Source organism: Bradyrhizobium sp. CCGB20 (assembly GCF_024199855.1).
In the GTDB taxonomy this organism is placed as follows: domain Bacteria; phylum Pseudomonadota; class Alphaproteobacteria; order Rhizobiales; family Xanthobacteraceae; genus Bradyrhizobium.
Genome location: NZ_JANADN010000001.1, coordinates 7,087,292 through 7,105,369 on the forward strand (window position 1 = coordinate 7,087,292; position 18,078 = coordinate 7,105,369).

General features: G+C 60.9%; 20 protein-coding genes and 3 pseudogenes. 12 read left to right on the forward strand and 11 right to left on the reverse strand.

Features of this window, described 5'->3' with window-relative positions:
- Position 1: 1 nt before the first annotated feature.
- Positions 2–827: pseudogene (locus tag NLM15_RS33220) on the reverse strand (ribonuclease HII).
- 246 nt (positions 828–1,073) lie between these two features.
- On the opposite strand from NLM15_RS33220, the gene NLM15_RS33225 reads away from it, so the two are divergent.
- The gene (locus NLM15_RS33225; RefSeq protein ID WP_254122031.1) at positions 1,074–1,379 is read left to right on the forward strand and encodes a hypothetical protein; all 306 of its coding nucleotides are present in this window, start codon (positions 1,074–1,076) and stop codon (positions 1,377–1,379) included.
- On the opposite strand, the gene NLM15_RS33230 is transcribed toward NLM15_RS33225, so the two are convergent.
- Positions 1,328–1,639 (reverse strand): hypothetical protein, encoded by a 312-nt coding sequence (locus NLM15_RS33230; protein ID WP_254122033.1) that lies wholly within the window; start codon positions 1,637–1,639, stop codon positions 1,328–1,330. The genes NLM15_RS33225 and NLM15_RS33230 overlap by 52 nt on opposite strands.
- Positions 1,640–1,662: 23 nt before the next feature.
- A complete protein-coding gene (locus NLM15_RS33235) occupies positions 1,663–2,772 on the reverse strand; it encodes a DUF1236 domain-containing protein (protein WP_254122035.1) in 1,110 nt (369 codons plus the stop codon).
- 217 nt (positions 2,773–2,989) lie between these two features.
- On the opposite strand from NLM15_RS33235, the gene NLM15_RS33240 reads away from it, so the two are divergent.
- Positions 2,990–3,217 (forward strand): hypothetical protein, encoded by a 228-nt coding sequence (locus tag NLM15_RS33240; protein ID WP_254122037.1) that lies wholly within the window; start codon positions 2,990–2,992, stop codon positions 3,215–3,217.
- Between the two features lie 273 nt (positions 3,218–3,490).
- On the opposite strand, the gene NLM15_RS33245 is transcribed toward NLM15_RS33240, so the two are convergent.
- The 4 genes from NLM15_RS33245 to NLM15_RS33260 all read right to left on the reverse strand — a co-directional run bounded on the left by NLM15_RS33245 (position 3,491) and on the right by NLM15_RS33260 (position 6,221).
- Complete coding sequence (locus tag NLM15_RS33245) at positions 3,491–3,985, reverse strand: PRC-barrel domain-containing protein (protein ID WP_254122039.1); 495 nt, start codon at positions 3,983–3,985, stop codon at positions 3,491–3,493.
- Between the two features lie 128 nt (positions 3,986–4,113).
- Positions 4,114–5,154 carry a glycosyltransferase family 4 protein gene (locus NLM15_RS33250; protein ID WP_254122041.1) on the reverse strand — a complete coding sequence of 347 codons (1,041 nt, stop codon included), beginning with the start codon at positions 5,152–5,154 and terminating at the stop codon, positions 4,114–4,116.
- 443 nt (positions 5,155–5,597) lie between these two features.
- Positions 5,598–6,005, reverse strand: coding sequence for a hypothetical protein (locus NLM15_RS33255; protein WP_254122043.1), 408 nt, complete (start codon positions 6,003–6,005; stop codon positions 5,598–5,600).
- A 15-nt stretch (positions 6,006–6,020) separates the two neighbouring features.
- Complete coding sequence (locus NLM15_RS33260) at positions 6,021–6,221, reverse strand: hypothetical protein (protein ID WP_254122045.1); 201 nt, start codon at positions 6,219–6,221, stop codon at positions 6,021–6,023.
- Between the two features lie 309 nt (positions 6,222–6,530).
- Here NLM15_RS33260 and NLM15_RS43685 point away from each other — a divergent pair, with 309 nt between their 5' ends.
- Positions 6,531–6,932: a hypothetical protein gene (locus NLM15_RS43685; protein WP_305887439.1), complete on the forward strand. Its 402-nt coding sequence runs from the start codon at positions 6,531–6,533 to the stop codon at positions 6,930–6,932.
- Between the two features lie 79 nt (positions 6,933–7,011).
- Here NLM15_RS43685 and NLM15_RS33270 read toward each other — a convergent pair whose 3' ends face one another.
- Positions 7,012–7,392, reverse strand: a complete 381-nt coding sequence (locus NLM15_RS33270; RefSeq protein WP_254122047.1) for a hypothetical protein — start codon at positions 7,390–7,392, stop codon at positions 7,012–7,014.
- Between the two features lie 125 nt (positions 7,393–7,517).
- A complete protein-coding gene (locus NLM15_RS33275) occupies positions 7,518–7,856 on the reverse strand; it encodes a DUF1236 domain-containing protein (RefSeq protein WP_145668885.1) in 339 nt (112 codons plus the stop codon).
- A 201-nt stretch (positions 7,857–8,057) separates the two neighbouring features.
- On the opposite strand from NLM15_RS33275, the gene NLM15_RS33280 reads away from it, so the two are divergent.
- From NLM15_RS33280 to NLM15_RS33295, 4 genes and pseudogenes are all read left to right on the forward strand, one after another.
- On the forward strand, positions 8,058–9,356 hold the full coding sequence (locus NLM15_RS33280; RefSeq protein ID WP_254122049.1) for an Nramp family divalent metal transporter: 1,299 nt from the start codon (positions 8,058–8,060) through the stop codon (positions 9,354–9,356).
- Between the two features lie 50 nt (positions 9,357–9,406).
- Positions 9,407–10,455: pseudogene (locus tag NLM15_RS33285) on the forward strand (hypothetical protein).
- 1,164 nt (positions 10,456–11,619) lie between these two features.
- Positions 11,620–11,793, forward strand: a complete 174-nt coding sequence (locus NLM15_RS33290; RefSeq protein WP_254122051.1) for a hypothetical protein — start codon at positions 11,620–11,622, stop codon at positions 11,791–11,793.
- A 280-nt stretch (positions 11,794–12,073) separates the two neighbouring features.
- Positions 12,074–12,316, forward strand: a complete 243-nt coding sequence (locus tag NLM15_RS33295) for a hypothetical protein (protein ID WP_254122053.1) — start codon at positions 12,074–12,076, stop codon at positions 12,314–12,316.
- A gap of 53 nt (positions 12,317–12,369) precedes the next feature.
- Here the strand turns inward: NLM15_RS33295 and NLM15_RS33300 are convergent, their stop codons facing one another.
- A complete protein-coding gene (locus tag NLM15_RS33300) occupies positions 12,370–12,594 on the reverse strand; it encodes a hypothetical protein (protein WP_254122055.1) in 225 nt (74 codons plus the stop codon).
- 878 nt (positions 12,595–13,472) lie between these two features.
- Here NLM15_RS33300 and NLM15_RS33305 point away from each other — a divergent pair.
- Positions 13,473–13,658: a hypothetical protein gene (locus NLM15_RS33305; protein WP_254122057.1), complete on the forward strand. Its 186-nt coding sequence runs from the start codon at positions 13,473–13,475 to the stop codon at positions 13,656–13,658.
- A gap of 436 nt (positions 13,659–14,094) precedes the next feature.
- On the opposite strand, the gene NLM15_RS33310 is transcribed toward NLM15_RS33305, so the two are convergent.
- Positions 14,095–14,322: a hypothetical protein gene (locus NLM15_RS33310; RefSeq protein ID WP_254122059.1), complete on the reverse strand. Its 228-nt coding sequence runs from the start codon at positions 14,320–14,322 to the stop codon at positions 14,095–14,097.
- Between the two features lie 470 nt (positions 14,323–14,792).
- Between NLM15_RS33310 and ligD the strand changes: the two genes are divergently transcribed.
- From ligD to NLM15_RS44115, 4 genes and pseudogenes are all read left to right on the forward strand, one after another.
- Positions 14,793–15,713: a non-homologous end-joining DNA ligase gene (gene ligD, locus NLM15_RS33315; RefSeq protein ID WP_254124546.1), complete on the forward strand. Its 921-nt coding sequence runs from the start codon at positions 14,793–14,795 to the stop codon at positions 15,711–15,713.
- Positions 15,714–15,891: 178 nt separating this feature from the next.
- A complete protein-coding gene (locus NLM15_RS33320; protein ID WP_254122061.1) occupies positions 15,892–16,350 on the forward strand; it encodes an Hsp20 family protein in 459 nt (152 codons plus the stop codon).
- A gap of 71 nt (positions 16,351–16,421) precedes the next feature.
- Positions 16,422–16,742 carry a hypothetical protein gene (locus tag NLM15_RS33325; protein WP_254122063.1) on the forward strand — a complete coding sequence of 107 codons (321 nt, stop codon included), beginning with the start codon at positions 16,422–16,424 and terminating at the stop codon, positions 16,740–16,742.
- A gap of 994 nt (positions 16,743–17,736) precedes the next feature.
- A pseudogene (locus NLM15_RS44115) lies at positions 17,737–17,820 on the forward strand (L,D-transpeptidase); the annotation flags it as partial.
- Positions 17,821–18,078: the final 258 nt, after the last annotated feature.

Below are 18,078 nucleotides of genomic sequence, written 5' to 3' on the forward strand. Positions count from 1 at the left end.
GTCAGCCGGCTTCGCGTTCGGCTGCTGAAGGCCACGGCGGCAGGGGCGGCAACCCCCAAGAGCCTTGCGTACGGGTCCGAACACCGACGGTGAGCTGCGCATGCACCAAGCCTGGCGAGCGCTTCGTGGTGAGCCGGCACGGGGTAGCCCTTGTGATCCGTGAAGCCGTAGCCGGGGTGACGAATGTCGAGTGCCCGCATGACCGTGTCGCGCTCGACTTTCGCGAGGATGGAGGCGGCCGCAATGCTGGCGGACTTGGCGTCGCCCTTGATGATCGCCTGCTGAGGGATGTCGACTTCCTTCAACCGCTTCGCGTCGATCAGCAAATGCTGCGGCGTCAATCCTAGTCCCCTGACCGCGCGCTGCATGGCCTGGATGCCCGCCCAATAGATGTTGATCGTGTCGATCTCCTCGACCTCCACGAACGCCACACACCAACTCTCTGCCTTTGCCTTGATCTCCTTCGCGAGCTCTTCGCGAGCCGCGGAGTCGAGTTTCTTCGAGTCGTCGATCCCAACTATTCGCGTGCCGGGTTTCAGGATGACGGCGCCAGCGGAGACTGGCCCGGCGAGAGGACTCAACCCGGCCTCGTCCACGCCTGCCACGGCATGAACGCCGCTCTCCCAGAGAGAGGTTTCAAAACTGAGGATCTTGCGTAGGCGCTGTCCTTCGGACCTGTTTTCGTAACGCCGCTTATCTATAGAAGCCAGGATGGCACGGGCTCCCGCGCCCGTGTCGGCCCGCAAGATCTGCTCGACACTGGCTTCGAGCGGTCTTTTCTCGACGACATAACGACGACGCAACTCATCGAGTGAATACCGGGACATGTAGGCCTTCGTGAAGACTGATTGTGCAGGTGTGTCCGTGAAATTTGTGACGATTGTCTGAAGTTGTCTTCACCGCCATCGTCGCCTGCACAGCGTCCCTTGGAAAGGGACCGCCGGCTCCAGCTGAGGTCCCGGTATGGAATCCACACCTAGTACCCGCCGACCTCGGAACGGAACCAACTGCTTGTTTTCAGTCCTTTAGAAAGAGCGGAGCCTCGATCCCAGGGTGCTTCCGAGGGGCAAAGCATGCTCCGACAGACCGGCAACGAAGAACAGGTTCTGGACCGCACCGCTGAAGTGGCAGCCACCATCGCGGAAGAAGGGCTCCGGTACGTCAGTGACTCCGCGCCCGGCTACACGCGCAAGCGGACCGGTGCGACCTTCAGCTACTACGAAAAGGATGGAAAGCGCATCACCGATGCCGCCGTCAGCCGACATCCCATGATCCCCACAGGAATCGACGGAGAAAGGGGCCGCTGGGAGCGGCCCCCTTTCCTAGTTCACCAGCTCCGGGTGCCGAAGCTGAAACCGATGCTCGGACCACCGCCGTAGCCCCGATCGTAGTAGCCGGGACCGCCGCCATAGTAGCCATAGCTCCGGCGGACCACGTAGCCGTCGTCCCCGCCATAGTAGCGCTGGACGTAGCGGGGGCCGCGGGCCCGGTAGCAGCGGCCATACTCGCTGCAGACGAGACGGACCTGCTCGGTGCCGCTAAGCTCGGTCGACGCTATGGCCGAAGGCGCGAGCGGCGCGGCATTCGCCGACGCCGCCATCAAGGTTGCCGTGAGCGCTCCCAGCACGATTGTCTTCATGGATATTCTCCTTCGCTTTTGGATTAGTCGATCTCTTCGATGATGCGACGCTCATGGGGTTCGACGATGTAGGTGCGGCTGTCCCGGTTGATGTAGCGGTACTCGCGAAGTGTCGGAGCATCCCGATAGACCTCCTCGGGGAAGGCCTCGATCTCCACGCCCTCCGGCACGCGCTCGCCGGCCCGAATCTCGGTCCGGACCGAGCTGCCGGTGGTCACCCGCTTCTCGCGCTCGACCGGGCGCGCCTTGGCGTGCTTGCGCACGACCTCGCGATCGCGGTCGCTGAACGTCATCTTGCGCTGCTCGGTGCGCGCCGGTGCCGCCGCCGTCGAACGGCCGGAATACGGCAGGACTGTCACGATCTTGTAGGTCGAGGGCTCGATGATCACGATCTCGTCCTTCACCAGCACGAAGTTGTAGCCCCGATACTGCGGCACGATCTCGACGACCTCTGCCGGCAACGGCTGCAGGCGGATGTCGCGGGGGACGACGGCGCCCACCGACAGGGAGAAGTTCACGTTGGTGAGCGGCTGCACGTTCAGGTGTGATATTGACGCGCTGATGCGGGTCCGCTGCTGGTCGTTGATGTTCACCGACGCGTTCACGTTGGTGTTCGACGAACGATCCGCCGTGTTCTGCTGATTGATCGGCTGCTGGACGGTGCTGGTCGAGCCGCTACCAGAGGGCGACTGCGCCTGGTTGGTGGTCGAGGACGGCGGATTGGCGTTCTGCGTCTGGTTGTTCGTGTTTGAAGTAGTATCGGTCTGCGCCTGGTTGGACGGCGTCGTGGACTGGTTCGACGGCTGATTGGTCTGGGCCTGGTTCGTCGAATTGCCCGAGGCGGGTGCCTGCGTGGTGTTGGTGCCCGTCCCGGAATTGGACGGCTGGCTACCGGCGGTTTGGCCGGTCGACGACGGAGACTGGGTTTGAGCCGAGTTGCTCGAAGGATTGGTCTGAGCCGAGCCCGACGAATTCGACGGCGTCGACGTCGAAGAGGACGGCGTCGATGTGGAGTCCTTCTGCTGCTGCGTTGCGGACGGACTGGAGCTCGACGTGCTCGGCGAAGATTGAGCGAAAGCCGAAGTCGCGATCGCGACGGCAGCGGTCGTGGCCAAGAATAAACGCTTGTTCATCTCTGAAACCTCCTAAATGCGGACCTCGGTTAACCCGAAGGGTCGGCTTCGGTTCCGTTTCGGGAAAACTCGGCAATCAGGGATCCGATTTCTTCTGCGAGCCGCATAATTGGTGCTGTAGCGAAATGGGACGACGGGCTAGTCGGCGGGAACAACCGGAAATTCGACGAAGAATCTCCGTTGGCAGTGACTACTTGCTAACACTGAGGAGGACATCATGAAGAAGCTGATCGTGTACGGCGCGCTCGCCGCTTTCGCCCTCGGCACCCAGGCCGCCAGCGCCGCCGAGTTCTACATCGTCCGCGATGCGACCACCAAGAAGCACACCGTGGTCGACAGCAAGCCGACCACGACCACCACCACGGTTGTCGGCAACGGCGTCTGCAAGACCAAGGTCGAGGCAGAATCGGCGGTCAAGACCACGAAGGTCTGCACCGAGCAGTAAGCGACCATTCGTGGGCCGACAGGCCCGCGACCTACTGACAGCGATTGGAATTCCCATATTGATTCTTTGGCCCGTTCCTGCCGTGCTCGTTGTTGGCGGCGTCGGCTATTTCCTGGTTCATATGCACTAAACTACTAGCTTTCGCACCAACGGCCCGTCCGGCTCCCCGGATGGGCCGTTTCTGTTTGGCGAGCGTCATCGAACCTCAAAGAAAAAGGGGCCTCCGATGGAGGCCCCTCAATCCGAGAACGCTTGGTCCCGTCAGTTGTAGTCCTAATACTTGAACTGCGGGAGCGCTTTCAGCTGCTCCTTGTTGCCGCTCATGACGGCGTGGTCCGGCACCCAATCGTTCGTGTTGCGGTTTGTCGTGGTCGTCGAAGCCGCACCGGTGGTGGTCTCGCGCGTAGTGGTCGTGTTGCTCGTCGAGCTTGTCCGGACCGGCTCTTCAACGAACTTCAGCTTGTCCATCGAGACCGCGATGTCGTGCTCGCCCATCCCGAGAAAACCGCCGATGCCGATCACCACGGCGTTGATCTTGCCGTTCTTGTCGACCAGCAGTTCGTTAATGTCGCCAAGCTTTTCGTTGGCCTCGTTATAGACGTTCAGGCCCATGAGCTTCGAAGCGCGCCAATTGTCCTTTAGCATCATCTTGTCGGCGGGCTGGGTAGCCGCCGGCGCGGCGCGGTCGGCCGGCTGAGCGGATTGCGCGAACGCGGCGCCCCCGACAACGGCGGTGCTCAGCAAAGCGACAGCAAGAAAGCTTTTCATGGAATTTCTCCTCCAGCGTGAGTGCAGCACCCGTTCGGATGCCCGCCCCAACGCCCATGACTGCCGGTTGTTCCCGGGAACGGGGGCCACGCCCCGCGCCTTGGAATCCTTCGCGCGAGAAACGCTCCTCAGGCGTGGCGTGCTCCGCGAGCGACCAGTCCCCGATAGCTCTCTTCATACTGCCTGGCCATGCGACTGGCGACGAAACGCTCCTCGAAGCGGGCGCGGATTGTGCTGCGGTCCAGCCGGGCGGCTTTCTTGACCGCTTCGATCGCTTGCTCCTCGTCGTCCACGATGAAGCCGGTGACGCCGTCTTCGACGACTTCCGGCACCGATCCTGAACGGTAGGCGATCACGGGCGTGCCGCACGCCATCGCCTCGATCATGACGAGACCGAACGGCTCCGGCCAATCGATAGGAAACAAGAGAGCTGCGGCGCCGGCGAGGAACGGCTGCTTGCGGACGTCGTCCACTTCGCCGACGAGTTTGATCGTCTGGCCGTCGATCTCCGGCTCCAGCTTCTTCTTGAAATAGGCCGTCTCCGCTCGAGGTATCTTGGCCGCGATCCGGAGCGGCATCCGGACGGCGCGAGCTATGCGCATCGCAGCTTCCGGCCCCTTCTCCGCCGTCAGCCGCCCGAGAAAGGCCAGGTACGCACCGGCTTCGAAGGAGGGACGAAACAGGTCCTTGGGCAGCCCGTGCGGAATCGTCGCGATCCAAGTCGCGTCCGGAAGGGGACGGCGCTGGTTGTCCGATATCGAGACGAAGGGAGCCTTTGCGAAAGTCCCGATCACATCGGGCAAGCCCGGAAGGTCGAGCCGACCGTGCATGGTCGTCAGAAACGGCACTCCGGCGCGACTCAGGGTCGGCAGAGGCAACCAGTCCACGTGGGAATGGATGATGTCGAATTCGTGCGCACGTTCGGAGATGGCCTCGATCAGTAGCGCGCAAGCGGCGTTCGGATCGACGCCCTTCCGACCCAGACGCAGTGCGCGCGGCCACACCGCGTGAAGCTTGGCCTTCGTGCTGGAGTCGCCGCTCGCGAACAGTGTAACGTCGTGTCCGAGTGCGACCAGCTCGTCCACCAGCCAAGCGATCACCCGCTCTGTGCCGCCGTACAGCTTCGGAGGAACGCTCTCGGCCAAGGGGGCAAGCTGGGCGATCCTCATCGAGCTAGGCTCCTAGCGCGATGCGCAAGCCGACCACTAGGAAAGCGGAAATAAGAAAGGAAATCGCGAGCAGCGTCCAGCCGGGTCTTGTGCTTCCGATGGCTACGTATGCGACGAGCATTCTCATCCACGTCAACATTCGTCAATGGGAAGCCGGTGCAGGTAGGCTAGTCCGAAGGTCGCGAGGTCTTCAGCATCGCTCTGTCGCTCTTCGCATCTCCGATGTAGATGGCGCTCCATGAGGCAGCGCCGGCTATCAGAAGCGTCGACATGGGGGTGCCGTGCCCGATACAACGTCCACGCGGTCTCTGCGGCATTTTTCAAGACGACTTCGTCGACCATCTGTACGCTCCCGGCGACCGATCCGATCGCTGGCAACTCGACACGGTCAGCAAAGTTTCTGGTTTTTCCCGGTTAACCTCGTGAACCGGACAAGTGCGCGTTCAGCAAGCTTTTGCGCGGGCCCGCTCGCGTGCCGCACGACGGCGCTGCAGGCGCTGGCTTCGGCCAGAGCGCCTAGCGGCGACAGGTGGGGACGCCGCTGGACTTGAAGCCGGCGGCGCCGCGGCGGGCGCAGCGCTCTCCGTCCTCGTGTCGGCAGGCCTTGCTTCCATGAACTCGAGCACGGAACGGCCCTTCTCCGTTATTCGCCATCCGCCATTCAGACGCTCGACCAGTCCTTGCGAGAAGATGTCGAGCTCCGGCACGCGAGCGGCAAGGCGTTTGGTGCGGTCGGCCCAATCACGCCCGCTCGTCGCCAGGATCGCCATGTCGCGCTTGAGATCGGCCATAACAGCGAACCCGTCGGGATAGCTCACCAGGATCTTGAGCACGGTGACCTGGAAGTTCACCCCGCTTTCCTCGACCTATCGCCACATCGTCGGCGCGTCGTGGAGGGCCGTGCGTCCGATCTGCTTCAGTTTCTCGGGCGAAGTGTCGCCGTCGGTAGCCGCTTCTAGGATTCTCGAGGCTACATGGGTGCGCGCCGCGGTTTCGTGGCGCGAGACGTCTTCGCAGACCTCATCGAAGACGGCGCGCAAGAGCGCGGTCGTGGCACGATCGAACATGGGACCCCCCAACGCAAGAAGAGTTAGTTTACTGCGGAAACGCTGTGCGGTGAATTCAACAAAGTTAATGCGGTTGGATCAAGCGAAGGTCCCTCGAGAGCTTCCGCAACGCAACATGAACTGAACCCAACCTAGACCTTGCTGTTGTGGTCAAGCTCGATGCTTTCGAGTCAAGCTGCTCCAGACCGAGCATCCATTGCCCGCTCGCCGCCGGGGCCAGCGAAACCATTGCCATTTTTTCCCGTTGTGGTCGGGGCGCTCGAACAAAGTGAGAGGATCCTCGATGAAGAAGATGCAATGTCGGCGCTGATGGTCGGCGCCCTCGGTTTGGCCTCGGTGGCCACGACGTCTCCTGCCGAAGCCCACTGGCGAGGCGGGTGGGGCGGATGGGGGCCGGGCATCGCCGGCGGCCTGGTTGCCAGCGCCGTCATCGGCGGGATTGCCTCCTCGGCATATGGCTGGGGACCGGGCTATGGCTACTACGGTAGCCCCCGCTACTATGGAGCCGGCTACTATGGCGGTCCCTACGCCTACGACTACGGGTACGACGAGCCCTATCGCTGGGGCGGCGGCTACACCACGACCTACTACACAGCGCCGGTGTCCTACGGTTACCGCTATCGCCGCGTCGTCCGCCCGGCCTACGCCTACTATCGCGGGTCTTATCCGGTCGTTCGTCATCACTGGCATCGGCATCACCGCCACTGGTGAGAGCGGGCGCACGTGGAACCTACGAAGGCCGCCCCTCGAGGGAGCGGCCTTTTCCTTTGAACCGCGGTCGCGCTTCCGCTCACCACCATCTGCCCGCAAATGGATCAGTCCGTTTGAAGGCGAGGCGCCGGTCGGGCGTCCGCTTCTGCAGCTTTGCCGACCGCTTCGGATGCGTGACGACCGCCGCAGCGCGGGCCCGCCCTTCCTTCCGGGCCTCGCCGGAAGGTGCTGCAGGCACGGCGGCCATGGCTTCTCGCACTTCTTGCAGCGGCTCTTCCGGGACCGGATCGGCCTGCGCGATCATCGGCGCTTCGGCCCGCTGGCTGGTGTCGAAGACGATCTTCTCCGGGAGGCTCCTCGCCGATTTTATGCGGATGATGGTCCTGTCGGGGTCGGCCACGGCGGCGGCTTCGACGGGAGCGGGCATGTACCGATCCGCAACGAAGAGCAGCGCCAGCAAGAACCCGCCGACCAAGACGAAATAACGAATGATCGGCATGGACGGCCGCTCGCAAATGGAATTCAAGGTACGGCGGGGGCCGGATGGGGGGCGGGCCGCTGCGATCAGCGACCCGCCGGGAAGGCTTAGTCGATCTCCTGGACGACCGTGCGGGTCGACGGATCGACCAGCATCACGCGCTCGCCCGAGTAGACATAGCGATATTTGGTGAGCGAGGGACCCCAGTCGGCGGGCACCGCCTCAAGTTCGACTTCGCGCGGCACGGGCTGGCCGACTACTATCTTCTGCTGCACCGGACGGACCTTGTGCTCTGTGACGTAGGTGCGGATCTTGGTGCGGTATTCTGGCTCGATCTGCACGGCGGCCGCGTGACCGGTGCCGGTGGTGGTGACGACCGTCGACTGCGCCATCGCGCCCGTCGAGATCAGCGCGGCCAGGGCCGTCGTCAGTAGAAGCTTGTTCATGTTGTTCTCCTCGCCGCCAGATGCGGCATGCGAGAACCCGCTAATGATGGCAAGGTTCCGGAAAGCAGCAGAGCCACTGCCTATTTTTCCCGAGAGCGTGGCGGCCAGGCGGAGTCGGTCTCGCCAAGACTGCGCCGAACAAATTCGACTGCATCGACGTTATGAGTTCCGGAATCAGATCCACGGCAGCGAGGACGACGAGTGGCGAGGAGGAAAACGCGCAAGAAGCCGGTCGAGAATAAAGATCAAGATAGCTTCTTGCGGCGTCTTGGTCCCGGCCTCATCACGGGCGCTTCCGACGACGATCCATCCGGGATCGGCACCTACAGCCAGGCGGGCGCCCAACTAGGATTCGGCATCGGCTGGACCATGCTGATCACCTATCCGCTGATGGCCGCGATCCAGGAGATCTCGGGTCGCATCGGACGCGTCACTGGGCACGGCATCGCCGGAAACGTCTGCCGGAATTTCCCCGCGCCCGTCATCTGGTCCATGATCGTGCTGCTCTTCGTCGCCAACACGATCAACGTCGCCGCCGACCTTGGGGCGATGGGCGATGCCCTCAAGCTTCTGATCGGGGGATCGGGCACACTTTACGTCGTGCTCTTCGGTGCTGTGTCCGTCATCGCGCAGATCTTCTTCAAGTATGAGCGTTATGTGGCGATCCTGAAATGGCTGACGCTCGTTTTGCTCGCTTATGTCATCGCCCTTTTTCTCGCAAAGGTGCCCTGGGGCGAGGCCCTGAAGGGGCTTCTCATCCCGAAGATCGAATGGAATGGACCCTTCCTGACGACCCTGGTCGCGATCCTCGGGACGACAATCTCGCCCTATCTCTTCATCTGGCAGTCCTCCCAGGAGGCAGAGGAGCAGCGGATCGATCCCGACAAGAAGCCGCTCAAGCGCGAGCCGGAGAAGGAGGACGAAGAGGTCAAGCGGATCCGGATCGATACACTTGTCGGCATGGCAGTGTCGAACGTCATCGCGATCGCGATCATCATGACGACGGCGGCAACGTTGCACGCGTCCGGCAAGACCGACATCGAATCGTCCGCCCAGGCGGCCGAAGCCCTGAGGCCCGTCGCGGGGGCGATGGCCGAGTTGATCTTCGCCCTCGGCATCATCGGGACGGGCCTTCTTGCGATCCCAGTGCTGGCCGGCTCGACGGCCTACGCTATCGGAGAAGGTCGCAAGTGGCCGGTCGGCCTGTCGCGAAAGCCGAAGGAGGCCGTCGCGTTCTATGGTGTACTCGCGCTTTCGGTCGCGCTCGGCGTTGGGCTTAACTTCACGGCGCTGGACCCGATCAAAGCGCTCTATTGGAGCGCGGTCATCAACGGTATACTGGCCGCTCCGATCATGACCGTGATGATGCTGCTGGTTCGGCGAAAGTCGGTCATGGGCGATCTGATGATTTCGGGGCCAGTCTATTGGTTAGGCTGGACCGCGACCGTAGCGATGTTCATGTGCATCATCGGCATGGCTTGCTCGATGATGTGGTCATAATCCCGCACGGAGGCGACCGCAAAGCCCTACCCCGTCAAAAAGGTCTGCCGATGTCGGCTTCTGCTCCGATCAATAGTCCCGCTGATCGACGCCAACGACGGCTCCTGATCTTGTTGGCTGCGGGTTTCGTCGCCTTCGGTGCTGCAGCGGCCGGCCTTTTCTACCTCCTGCAGCCCGAGACCCTTCGGATCGCCGTCGGCCCTTCAGGCAGTGAAGACCACCAGGTTGTTCAGGGGATGGCCGAGGCCATCGAGGAGGAAAGCAGGACGGTCAGGATCTTGCCGATCACCACCGCAGGAGCAGCGGAATCCCTCGCGGTCCCCTCGACAGCAAAATCACGAGTGCAGCTATCGTCGCGACATCCCGATCGCGCGGAGCGCCGAAATTTCTTCCGGTCGAAGCATCCGAAGCGATCGCCCTGCGGCACCCCCGCTACGAAGCCGAGGAGATCCCCGGCAGTGTCTTCAACGCCAACCCGGCCTGGCCAGAGGACAAGATCGACACCATCAGCGTCAACCATCTCGTCCTAGCCAGGAAAGAGCTGTCGGAAGCCAAAGCGGCGGCATTCTACCGGCAGCTTTTCGCCGTACGCGATACGGTCACGCAACGCGTCGCCGGCACCGGGCGCATCACAAAGCCGGATACGGAAAAGGAGGCGGAGCCCTCGGTGCACAGGGGAGCTGCGGCGGTCATCAACGGCACGGAGCGGACATTTCTGGACAAGTATAGCGACTACTTCTGGTTCGCACTGCTTCTGCTTTCTGGCATCGGCTCGGCCGCCGCCTGGCTCCGGCGCTATCTGAACCGGGACGAACGCGATGACAACACCAGCTACCGCGACCGAATTCTCGCGGTTGTAACCGAGATCCGCGATGCCGGATCCGAGCAGGATCTGCTGGCTTCGCAGCGGGAAGTCGACGCGATCATCGCGGAAACCATCAAGTGCTACGACGAGGGAGCCATCGAACAGGAGGACATGGCCGCGTTCGGCCTCGTCCTTGAGCTGTTCGATCATGCGGTCGCGGAAAGGCGGGCGGCGTTGCAAGGCGGCCCCGTCGAGACAAAGGGCGCGGGACCAACCATCGCCTCTCGCCGATAGTCGCAGCGCGGGCACACTTCATCGCTTCTGCAGTATGGTCGAGAGCGCCGAGCCGTCGTTCAAGATTGAGAAAACCTCTCGCGAGGACAGATGCGGGGCGGCTTCCTCGAACGTATCGCTGGCATCGATCTTGGCGCGCCCGACCGCAAGGCAACAGGCGGGGAAAGTCGGGGGAATTTGTTCTCGCCGCGTTCCGGTGTCAGAGCAGCTTCGCCGCTACTCCTTCGTCCCACTCCAGTTCGCATAACACCTCGGCTTCGACTGAGGTTTCCGCGGTGAAGTATTTGGCATTCTCAGTCAGAAGCCTCCGAGCGGCCTCCTCTGCCTTTACCTTTGAGTCGCAGCGCTCACTGAAGCTTGCAATCGCTTCTCCAGTTCGCTGAACTGCGTCCCATCGCAGTATCTCGACGTGCGCGTACCAGACACCGCGACCGGTACGTCGGCGAACCTGGATCTCTCGATAGCGTTCGGCCGCTTCGGAAACACCGAGCCATAAGGGTCCATCTGCTTCGATCTTGGCATTCTCGCGCGCCTCGAACGCGACACCCTTCAGAGTAAGGCTCGCTAAGCCACCTAAGCTTGTTATCGATGACGAGCAGGCCTCTCCTGATTTCTTGGATCGCGTCCTTGGCCTCGTAGGTGATCTTAGGAGGCCTAGGAACGCTTCCCTTACCGCCTGCGCTCGGAAGAAGATAAACGGTGAAAGATCATTTAACTTCAGCGCCCTAGTGCCTAGTGATGGGCTCGAACCGGGCAATTCTCGTTGCGCCGTCCCATAGCTCGACGGCATGTCCGTCGACGAGCAGTTCTGCCTTTTCGCGCGCGGTGGCTTCGTCCGGCACCTCAAGGTCAACCCGCTGTTCAATGTGCCCATCGGCACCGATTAGGTAGGCTCGATAATTGCCCATTTGGAAAAGCTCGCTCATTCCGAAGATGGAACAAGTTTAGAGGCGATCTAAATCCGCGTCATTAAGAAATGAGGCCGCCCCAAAATTGCTCGTGGGGGCAAACGTGGAGGCCCGGCTCATGCCCCTTTTGGGCCGGGGCCTTTTTCTAGTACTGTCTGTTTCCGACCTCGGTGGACTAGGTTCATTTTAAGAGCGGCCTAATCGATTTTGAACTTAAGTTACCAGCTGTAGTTGTAGGTCTGAGGAGGAACAGCCTATGGCAGATAAGCTCCCTGCCTATCGCCCCGGCGAATTTGCGCGCGACGTGGAGAAGGCCCGCAAACAATTTGAGAAAGCCGAACGGCTGGCACATGAAATGCTGCAGCGCCCTGTGCCCGACACCTTCCTAGGCCGCAAGACGCATGAGCCATTTCCCGTCGAGGAAGAGTAAGGTCCCTCAGTTGGCGGCCTAGGGCCTTTTTCGGCCAGCACCCTTTTTTTCGAGACCTGTTGACCAACCTGTTGGGCTTGGTGTCATCCACCCCTCGAAATCCAGCGACTGGCCTAGAAGCCTGCACTTTCCTAATCTCTGGATATGACCGCCCTCACCCGACGCCGCAGCGACAATCCACACCAGAAGACGTGGCATATCTATTTCGGTGACGTGCGTGTCGGCACGATTGGCACCCGCGCCGGCGTGCCGACCACCGCCGATCAGTGGGGCTGGTCCTGTGGATTCTATCGCGGCCGCGCGAAAACTGGTCGAGATCGCTAAAAGCATCACGCCGGTTCAGGACGGCCGCATCTATATCGAACGGATCAACGCCCCGTTTCTGTTCAGTCTGAAAGCTAGCGGCCCGGAGTTCGGAGCCGGGCTGCGCTATGCGATCGAGCAAGGCTGGCTTGAGTTACACGAAAGCGGCACCTTCGTGCGGCTGATGGCACTTAGCGAGGGCCTGCTGCCGCGCCGGTAGAGCGGGCCGCGTGTAACGGCCAGGTGGAGCTTGCCGTTGCCCGAGCGCGGGCCTTACTCCGTAGATGGCAAGACGGCTACACGGCGATCGCGGTCCCAGACTTCAATCGCGACGCCATCCACATACTGCTTGGCTTCGGCGATGGCCGCGTCGTCAACTTCGCAACTGACGATCACGGCCGCTTCTAGGATATGGCCCTCTTTGTCCACCCGGTAGAGGCGATATTCCGCCATTGTCGACTCGTCGGCCCCGTTTCGATAGGTGAATTTTTTACTCACCGCTCGCTCTTTGGCAATGACATTTCTCAAACGAGGAAGTCTGCCGAACCGGCACGAGAACGGCACCTATGTGCGACTCAAGACGACGGACCAAAAGCTGCTGGAGAACGGCTAGGAACTGCGGGAGCGATCGGCGTTTATTACTTCGCTGGCTCGCCGCCGAGTTGGCAAGCGGCCCCGGCCTCCCCCTTGACCCCACCTGTAGCCGGGGCCGCTCACTTACCGGCTGGCACGGGCCACCTTTATAATCCGACAATTAACGGAGCGCCTTTCGCGGTCGCGGTGTAGGCGATGCACGAAGCTGATATTGCGAGATACCTGCAGCAAGCGCGGAATTGCCTCGAGGAAGCTGAAAAGGCGGTTCTGGAGGCGGATAGAGAGGCTTGGCTGGAGCTCGGGCAAGAGTGGATGGAGATGGCCCGCAAAGCTCGTGGACAAGGGCCCTCCGAGCACTAGGGCAACGATCCCGACTTGGGGTGCTGTCCGTATTTGACCTCAAGTGTCCTAAGTTGAATTTGAGGGTGTCCTAATCTGCCGGTAGCCTGCCCCTCACGGGGAAAGCTCCATGAAAGACATGTTGGAACATCTTGCGATCCTTGGCGACAGTTCAGCCGGTGCGAAGAGATGAGAGACGAAGCTAAGTCGGAGAAAAAGCGCGCCTTCTTTGACAGGATCGTTGTTCGCTACAGGGACCTTATCACCGAGCTGGAAGCCATGATCTAGGAAGCCGAGAAGCACTAAGGCCGCCTCAGTTGGCGGCCTCTTTCAAAGATCCATTTGGCGCTGGCCTGTTTCCGAGCGATGGCCTAGTTTCGCTTTTGGAACTGAATAGAGGTGCTGCGGTTGCGGAGTCGTCGTTGACGGCTCAAGGAGGCGTCATGTCCAAGCACCGCAATAGGGCGAAGCAAACCCGCTCCCTTGAAGATCGAATGGCCGAACAGGCTGCCAAGCTTAAAGATCAAGCAGCCGAACGCGATGCGCTTCTTAAGCAAGCTAGGATTGCCGAGACCGGCGCACATCTGAGTGACTGGCTGCGTTCGCCAGGCCTGCAGCCGCCCAAATAAGCCTAACTCCAAACAACAAAACGGCCTCGCGCATCACCGGGGCTGGCACCGGATGCTGAGGCCGTTCGGCGCGGCCGAATCATAGCGCGCGTTGCCATTTATTCCCGGCCTGCCAATAGGCGCAACAAATTGCGTCCCAACCGCCAGCGGAACAATTGTGCACTTTGGCACTTATTGAGTCACCTCTGGCAGGGTGATCCCAATGAACTTTTTCAGTAGCGACAAATTTTCCGGATCGAAGACTCGGGAAGAGCAGCGGTGTAAGTGCGGTGCGCAACCCCGACTGGCTCACAAGATGATGGACCCATTGCGCGGCCTCACCGTGCATATGTTCGAGTGTCAGTGCGGCGAGCGCAGTTGGACCGAGGACAAAGAGTAAGGCCGCCTCACCCGCGGCCTTTACCGAAGACCCCGCGCGGTAACGCCAACCGTCACCCTAGCGGGCTCGCTTGGTGGCCTTCTTAGCTCTCCTCTCAACCCGCACACCTTTGAATTTCTTAGCGGCTTTCTTCGCTGTTTTCGGCTTCTTCACAGCCATGAACTCGCCGGACGTCCTGTCGCGCTTCGTGTAGCCAGTAGCGCCCCCGATCGTCGTTTTGGTCTGCGAACGTTTCTTCACCGCGCCCTTGCGAGCGTTGTCGCCGGTCGGTTTGTTGACTGCCATGTTTCCTCCGTTGGCTGCCCTTCGGTATAAGGCGCAGCAGTAACAAACAGTTCCAAGGGCTGGAACGAATTAGCCCAGTTCAAATTGAATCCCGGTTCTGTTGCGTTGAGTTGCGTATGCGTCAGTCCCGATGGACCCCTTCCATCGTGCCGGCCGATGAGCCGACCGTGTATCTGGTGGCGGATGATATTGGGCGCGCAGGCAGCGCCTGGCGCGAAACCGACATGGAAGCGGCAACCTCGAGACCGTCATTCAAGATCTTCTCGCCGGCGAGTATCGGCGGCCTATCAAAGTCATCGCTTTCAACACGGCAGAGCGCTGGTCTGAAGACGTCTCTGAGGACATTGCCCGCGAAATCCAGCATCGCTGTAACCTGCAACTCAGCGACGTCCCGTCTCACCTGCAGGAATTCGTCGATCGCTACGCTGCCCAAGACACTCGGCAGTACAGCTTGCGCCTGGTCTAAGATCGTGGCGTTTCAGCGAAAAAAACCGGAAGCGCTCGGCGTCAAGGCGCCCTTCCCGGGCTTCATCGAGCCGGCCCTGGCATCCTCAATCGACCGCGTGCCGTCGGGCAAACGCTGGATTCACGAGATCAAGTTCGACGGCTATCGCGTCCAGGTGCATCTCGCCAACGAAGCCGTCACCGTTTTCACCCGCCGCGGACACGACTGGACCAAACGCTTCAAGAAGGTCGCCAACGACGCCTGGCACATTAAGGCGAGCTCGGCCATCGTTGACGGCGAGGTCGTGGTGCCAGCCGCAGATGGCAGCACCGATTTCTCCGTCTTGCAGAACGAGCTAAAGGGCACCTCGACTAAGATCGTGCTCGTCGCGTTCGACCTGCTTTATCTCAATGGCAGGGACGTCCGGAAGATGCCGCTATTCGAGCGCAAGGCCACGCTGAAGAAGATCATCACCGGCAGCGATCTACAGTTCAGCGAGAGCTTCGAGATCGAAGGCCGCGAGATGTTCACGCACGCCTGCAAGGTCGGGCTCGAAGGCGTGGTCTCGAAAGTGCGCGACAGCATCTATGCGAGCGGGAGGGGCAACAACTGGGTCAAGAAGACCTGCGGGCAACGCGAGACGCTCGCCATCGCCGGCTTCGCCCTCGATGAGGGTAGGTGGGACGGCATTTATCTAGGTCGGCGCAGGGGCGAGGATCTGGTTTATGAAGGCAAGGTCGATCACGGCTTCGACAAGACATCGGCCGCCGAACTCCGTAACAAGCTTCAACCGCTCGTCCGGAAGACACAACCCTACGCGAAGCGGATAGCGCACAAAGGCATCTGGGTCGAACCGAAGCTGCTGGCAGAGATCGAGTACCGCGCCAAATCAGCTGAGGGAAAGGTGAGGCATCCGTTCTTCAAGGGGCTGCGCGAGGACCTGTAATGGCGGCGATCTGTGGCAAAATTTTTTCAGCGCCCTCTTGAAACGAAAATCGGCTTTGCTAATTTTTTTGTCGCCATCTGACGATGGCGTCCGGGCGCCTGACGGGCCCGGCCAAGAGACGGGCACCGGTTGTGTCCGGTGCCGCTCGTAGACATCTTGCTCTTAGGAGGATTTGGCTATGCGCACCTACGATTTTGCCCCGCTCTGGCGCTCGACCATTGGTTTCGACCGCCTCTTCGACCTCGCGGAGACCGCTCAGCGGGCGAGTGAGGACAACTACCCGCCCTACAACATCGAACGTCTCGCCGACGATCGCTACCAAATTTCGCTGGCGGTTGCGGGTTTTGCGCCCAAAGACATCGAGATCACTGCCGAGCAGAACGTCGTTACCGTCGAGGGCAGTAAATCCGACCAGACCGAGCGTGATTTCCTCTACCGGGGTATCTCAGCCCGCGCCTTCAGGCGCCAGTTCAGTCTGGCCGAATATGTCCAGGTGAAAAGCGCTGCGTTCGACAACGGCTTACTGACCATCGAACTCGTCCGCGAGATTCCGGAGGCCATGAAGCCCCGCCGGATTGCGATCGGCGACGCCTTGGCCGGCAACGTGCCGAAGCTGGAGGCTAAGGCAGCCGCCTAGCGCAGACGCCATTGGAGCTGCGCGGCACGTCGCGCGGCTCCTATTTCCTCGTCATTGAAAGGAGCAGGACCATGCGGCCGACGACCGCCCATGACAACGTCTTCGATTTTAACGCGCTTCGTCATCCCGGGACTATGTTTGGAACGCCCGGAGACGTCGTGAAACATCCCTACCTGACAATAGCCGAGAAACGCGCCATTCTTGCCTCATGGGCGTCAGACGCTTCCACAATCGCGTCACGTCCCTCCATGCGCGCGCCGATCGGACTCGGGGCACCGGTCTCGATCGACGACATTCTCGCCGCGTTGCGCGCGCTCGATGAAGATTCCGGCAGGCCGCCCGGCGGCAAACCCTATCGCCTGCGCTCTACTGAACGCGTCATGGCCGCCTGAATTATTATCGTGAGGTATCAATGGTGATTGACGAAAAACTGGCGCGGCTTCGCTGCCATCGCGACAATCTCCACCGCTATCGCCGCCTGCTGAGCACCCGGCTCTCAGTTCTCGAGCGCGAGTTCTTGATTAAGCGACTCTCGGAGGAGCAAATCGCTATTGATGCGCTATCGACGACGACTTTCCCACTTTCCTCGAATCTCAACGGTCCACCCCCCGGTGCAGCATGCAGGGTACCTTAGCTTCAATGCTGGAGATTATGTTGATCGATCGCAATCGTCGTGGTTGGGAATGGCGAGTTTGCGACCAGTCTGGCAATGTCCTGGATAAGGGCCGCGAAAGGACGCGAATGGCCGCGAGATATCGCGACTATCAGGGGATGTTTGTATTGCTCGCAAGCGGAGCCCGATTAATCGATCCGGGGCCGTTGGCGCCATAAGATCAGCTCACGATAACCCAAATAGACCTTCAGGTAGCCGCCCGGCAATGGCGGAAAGCGGCGGGCTTTGCAAAAATGTCCTTCCTGACCGGCCCGGGCCCCCAGGTAAGCGCGACTCCTGAGGGCAGTCGCGGTTTCCGTAACTCGCCGGTGCAGGCATTTTGGTGCTCGTGCAGCGATCTCTGCAAGTGACCCTAAGCACTCACCCTTAATGACAGGCCAGCCGGTTTGCTCGTGAGGTCCGACAACCGCCTCCTAGACTCCTGATGCGCGCCGCCTGATGAACGAACCTTAAGCTCGCGGTTCATCGGGAAAGTCAAAGCGGACAATGATAAACCCGACCGCACCAAACACCAACAGCGCCAGAAACAGTGCCGCAACAGCAAAGGACCACACAAAAGGCTCCAGCAGCTGAGTGCCACGTAATCGAGCCAACGAATTACCAGCTGATCCGAGGCACACCCGGACGTGGTTAAAGGGCAGTTGTCCGGGGTAAGATGACCTTGCTCAGTCAAGCCGCGCCTCGCAAGCGAACTATCGAGTTAGCCCTTTCGAGCATTGGAAGATTATCTGCCGCGGTTTATGGTAGGAGGTCCCGGCAACCCGCTCGGCGCGCGGGCGATGTGCCGAAACACTTCGGGCCGACATAGCGCTCAAGCTTGTTAGTCGCGCTTGTCCGCTCTGACGTCAAAACCTTCCACCTTTCGGACGTTCTGCCGGTGGGTTGTTCATTCAATGTGGAACCGCGCGGTGCGTTCTGCGGGGGACTCATACACCGTCCATGATCCCGCTATTCCGCCTCATTGCATCCGAAAGGATAACCGCCAGCCTTAGCCGGGCGGCAAGTTGCTAGAAATGGTTCGACGTGGCGGATCGGACGGGGGCCGGTGATTCTGA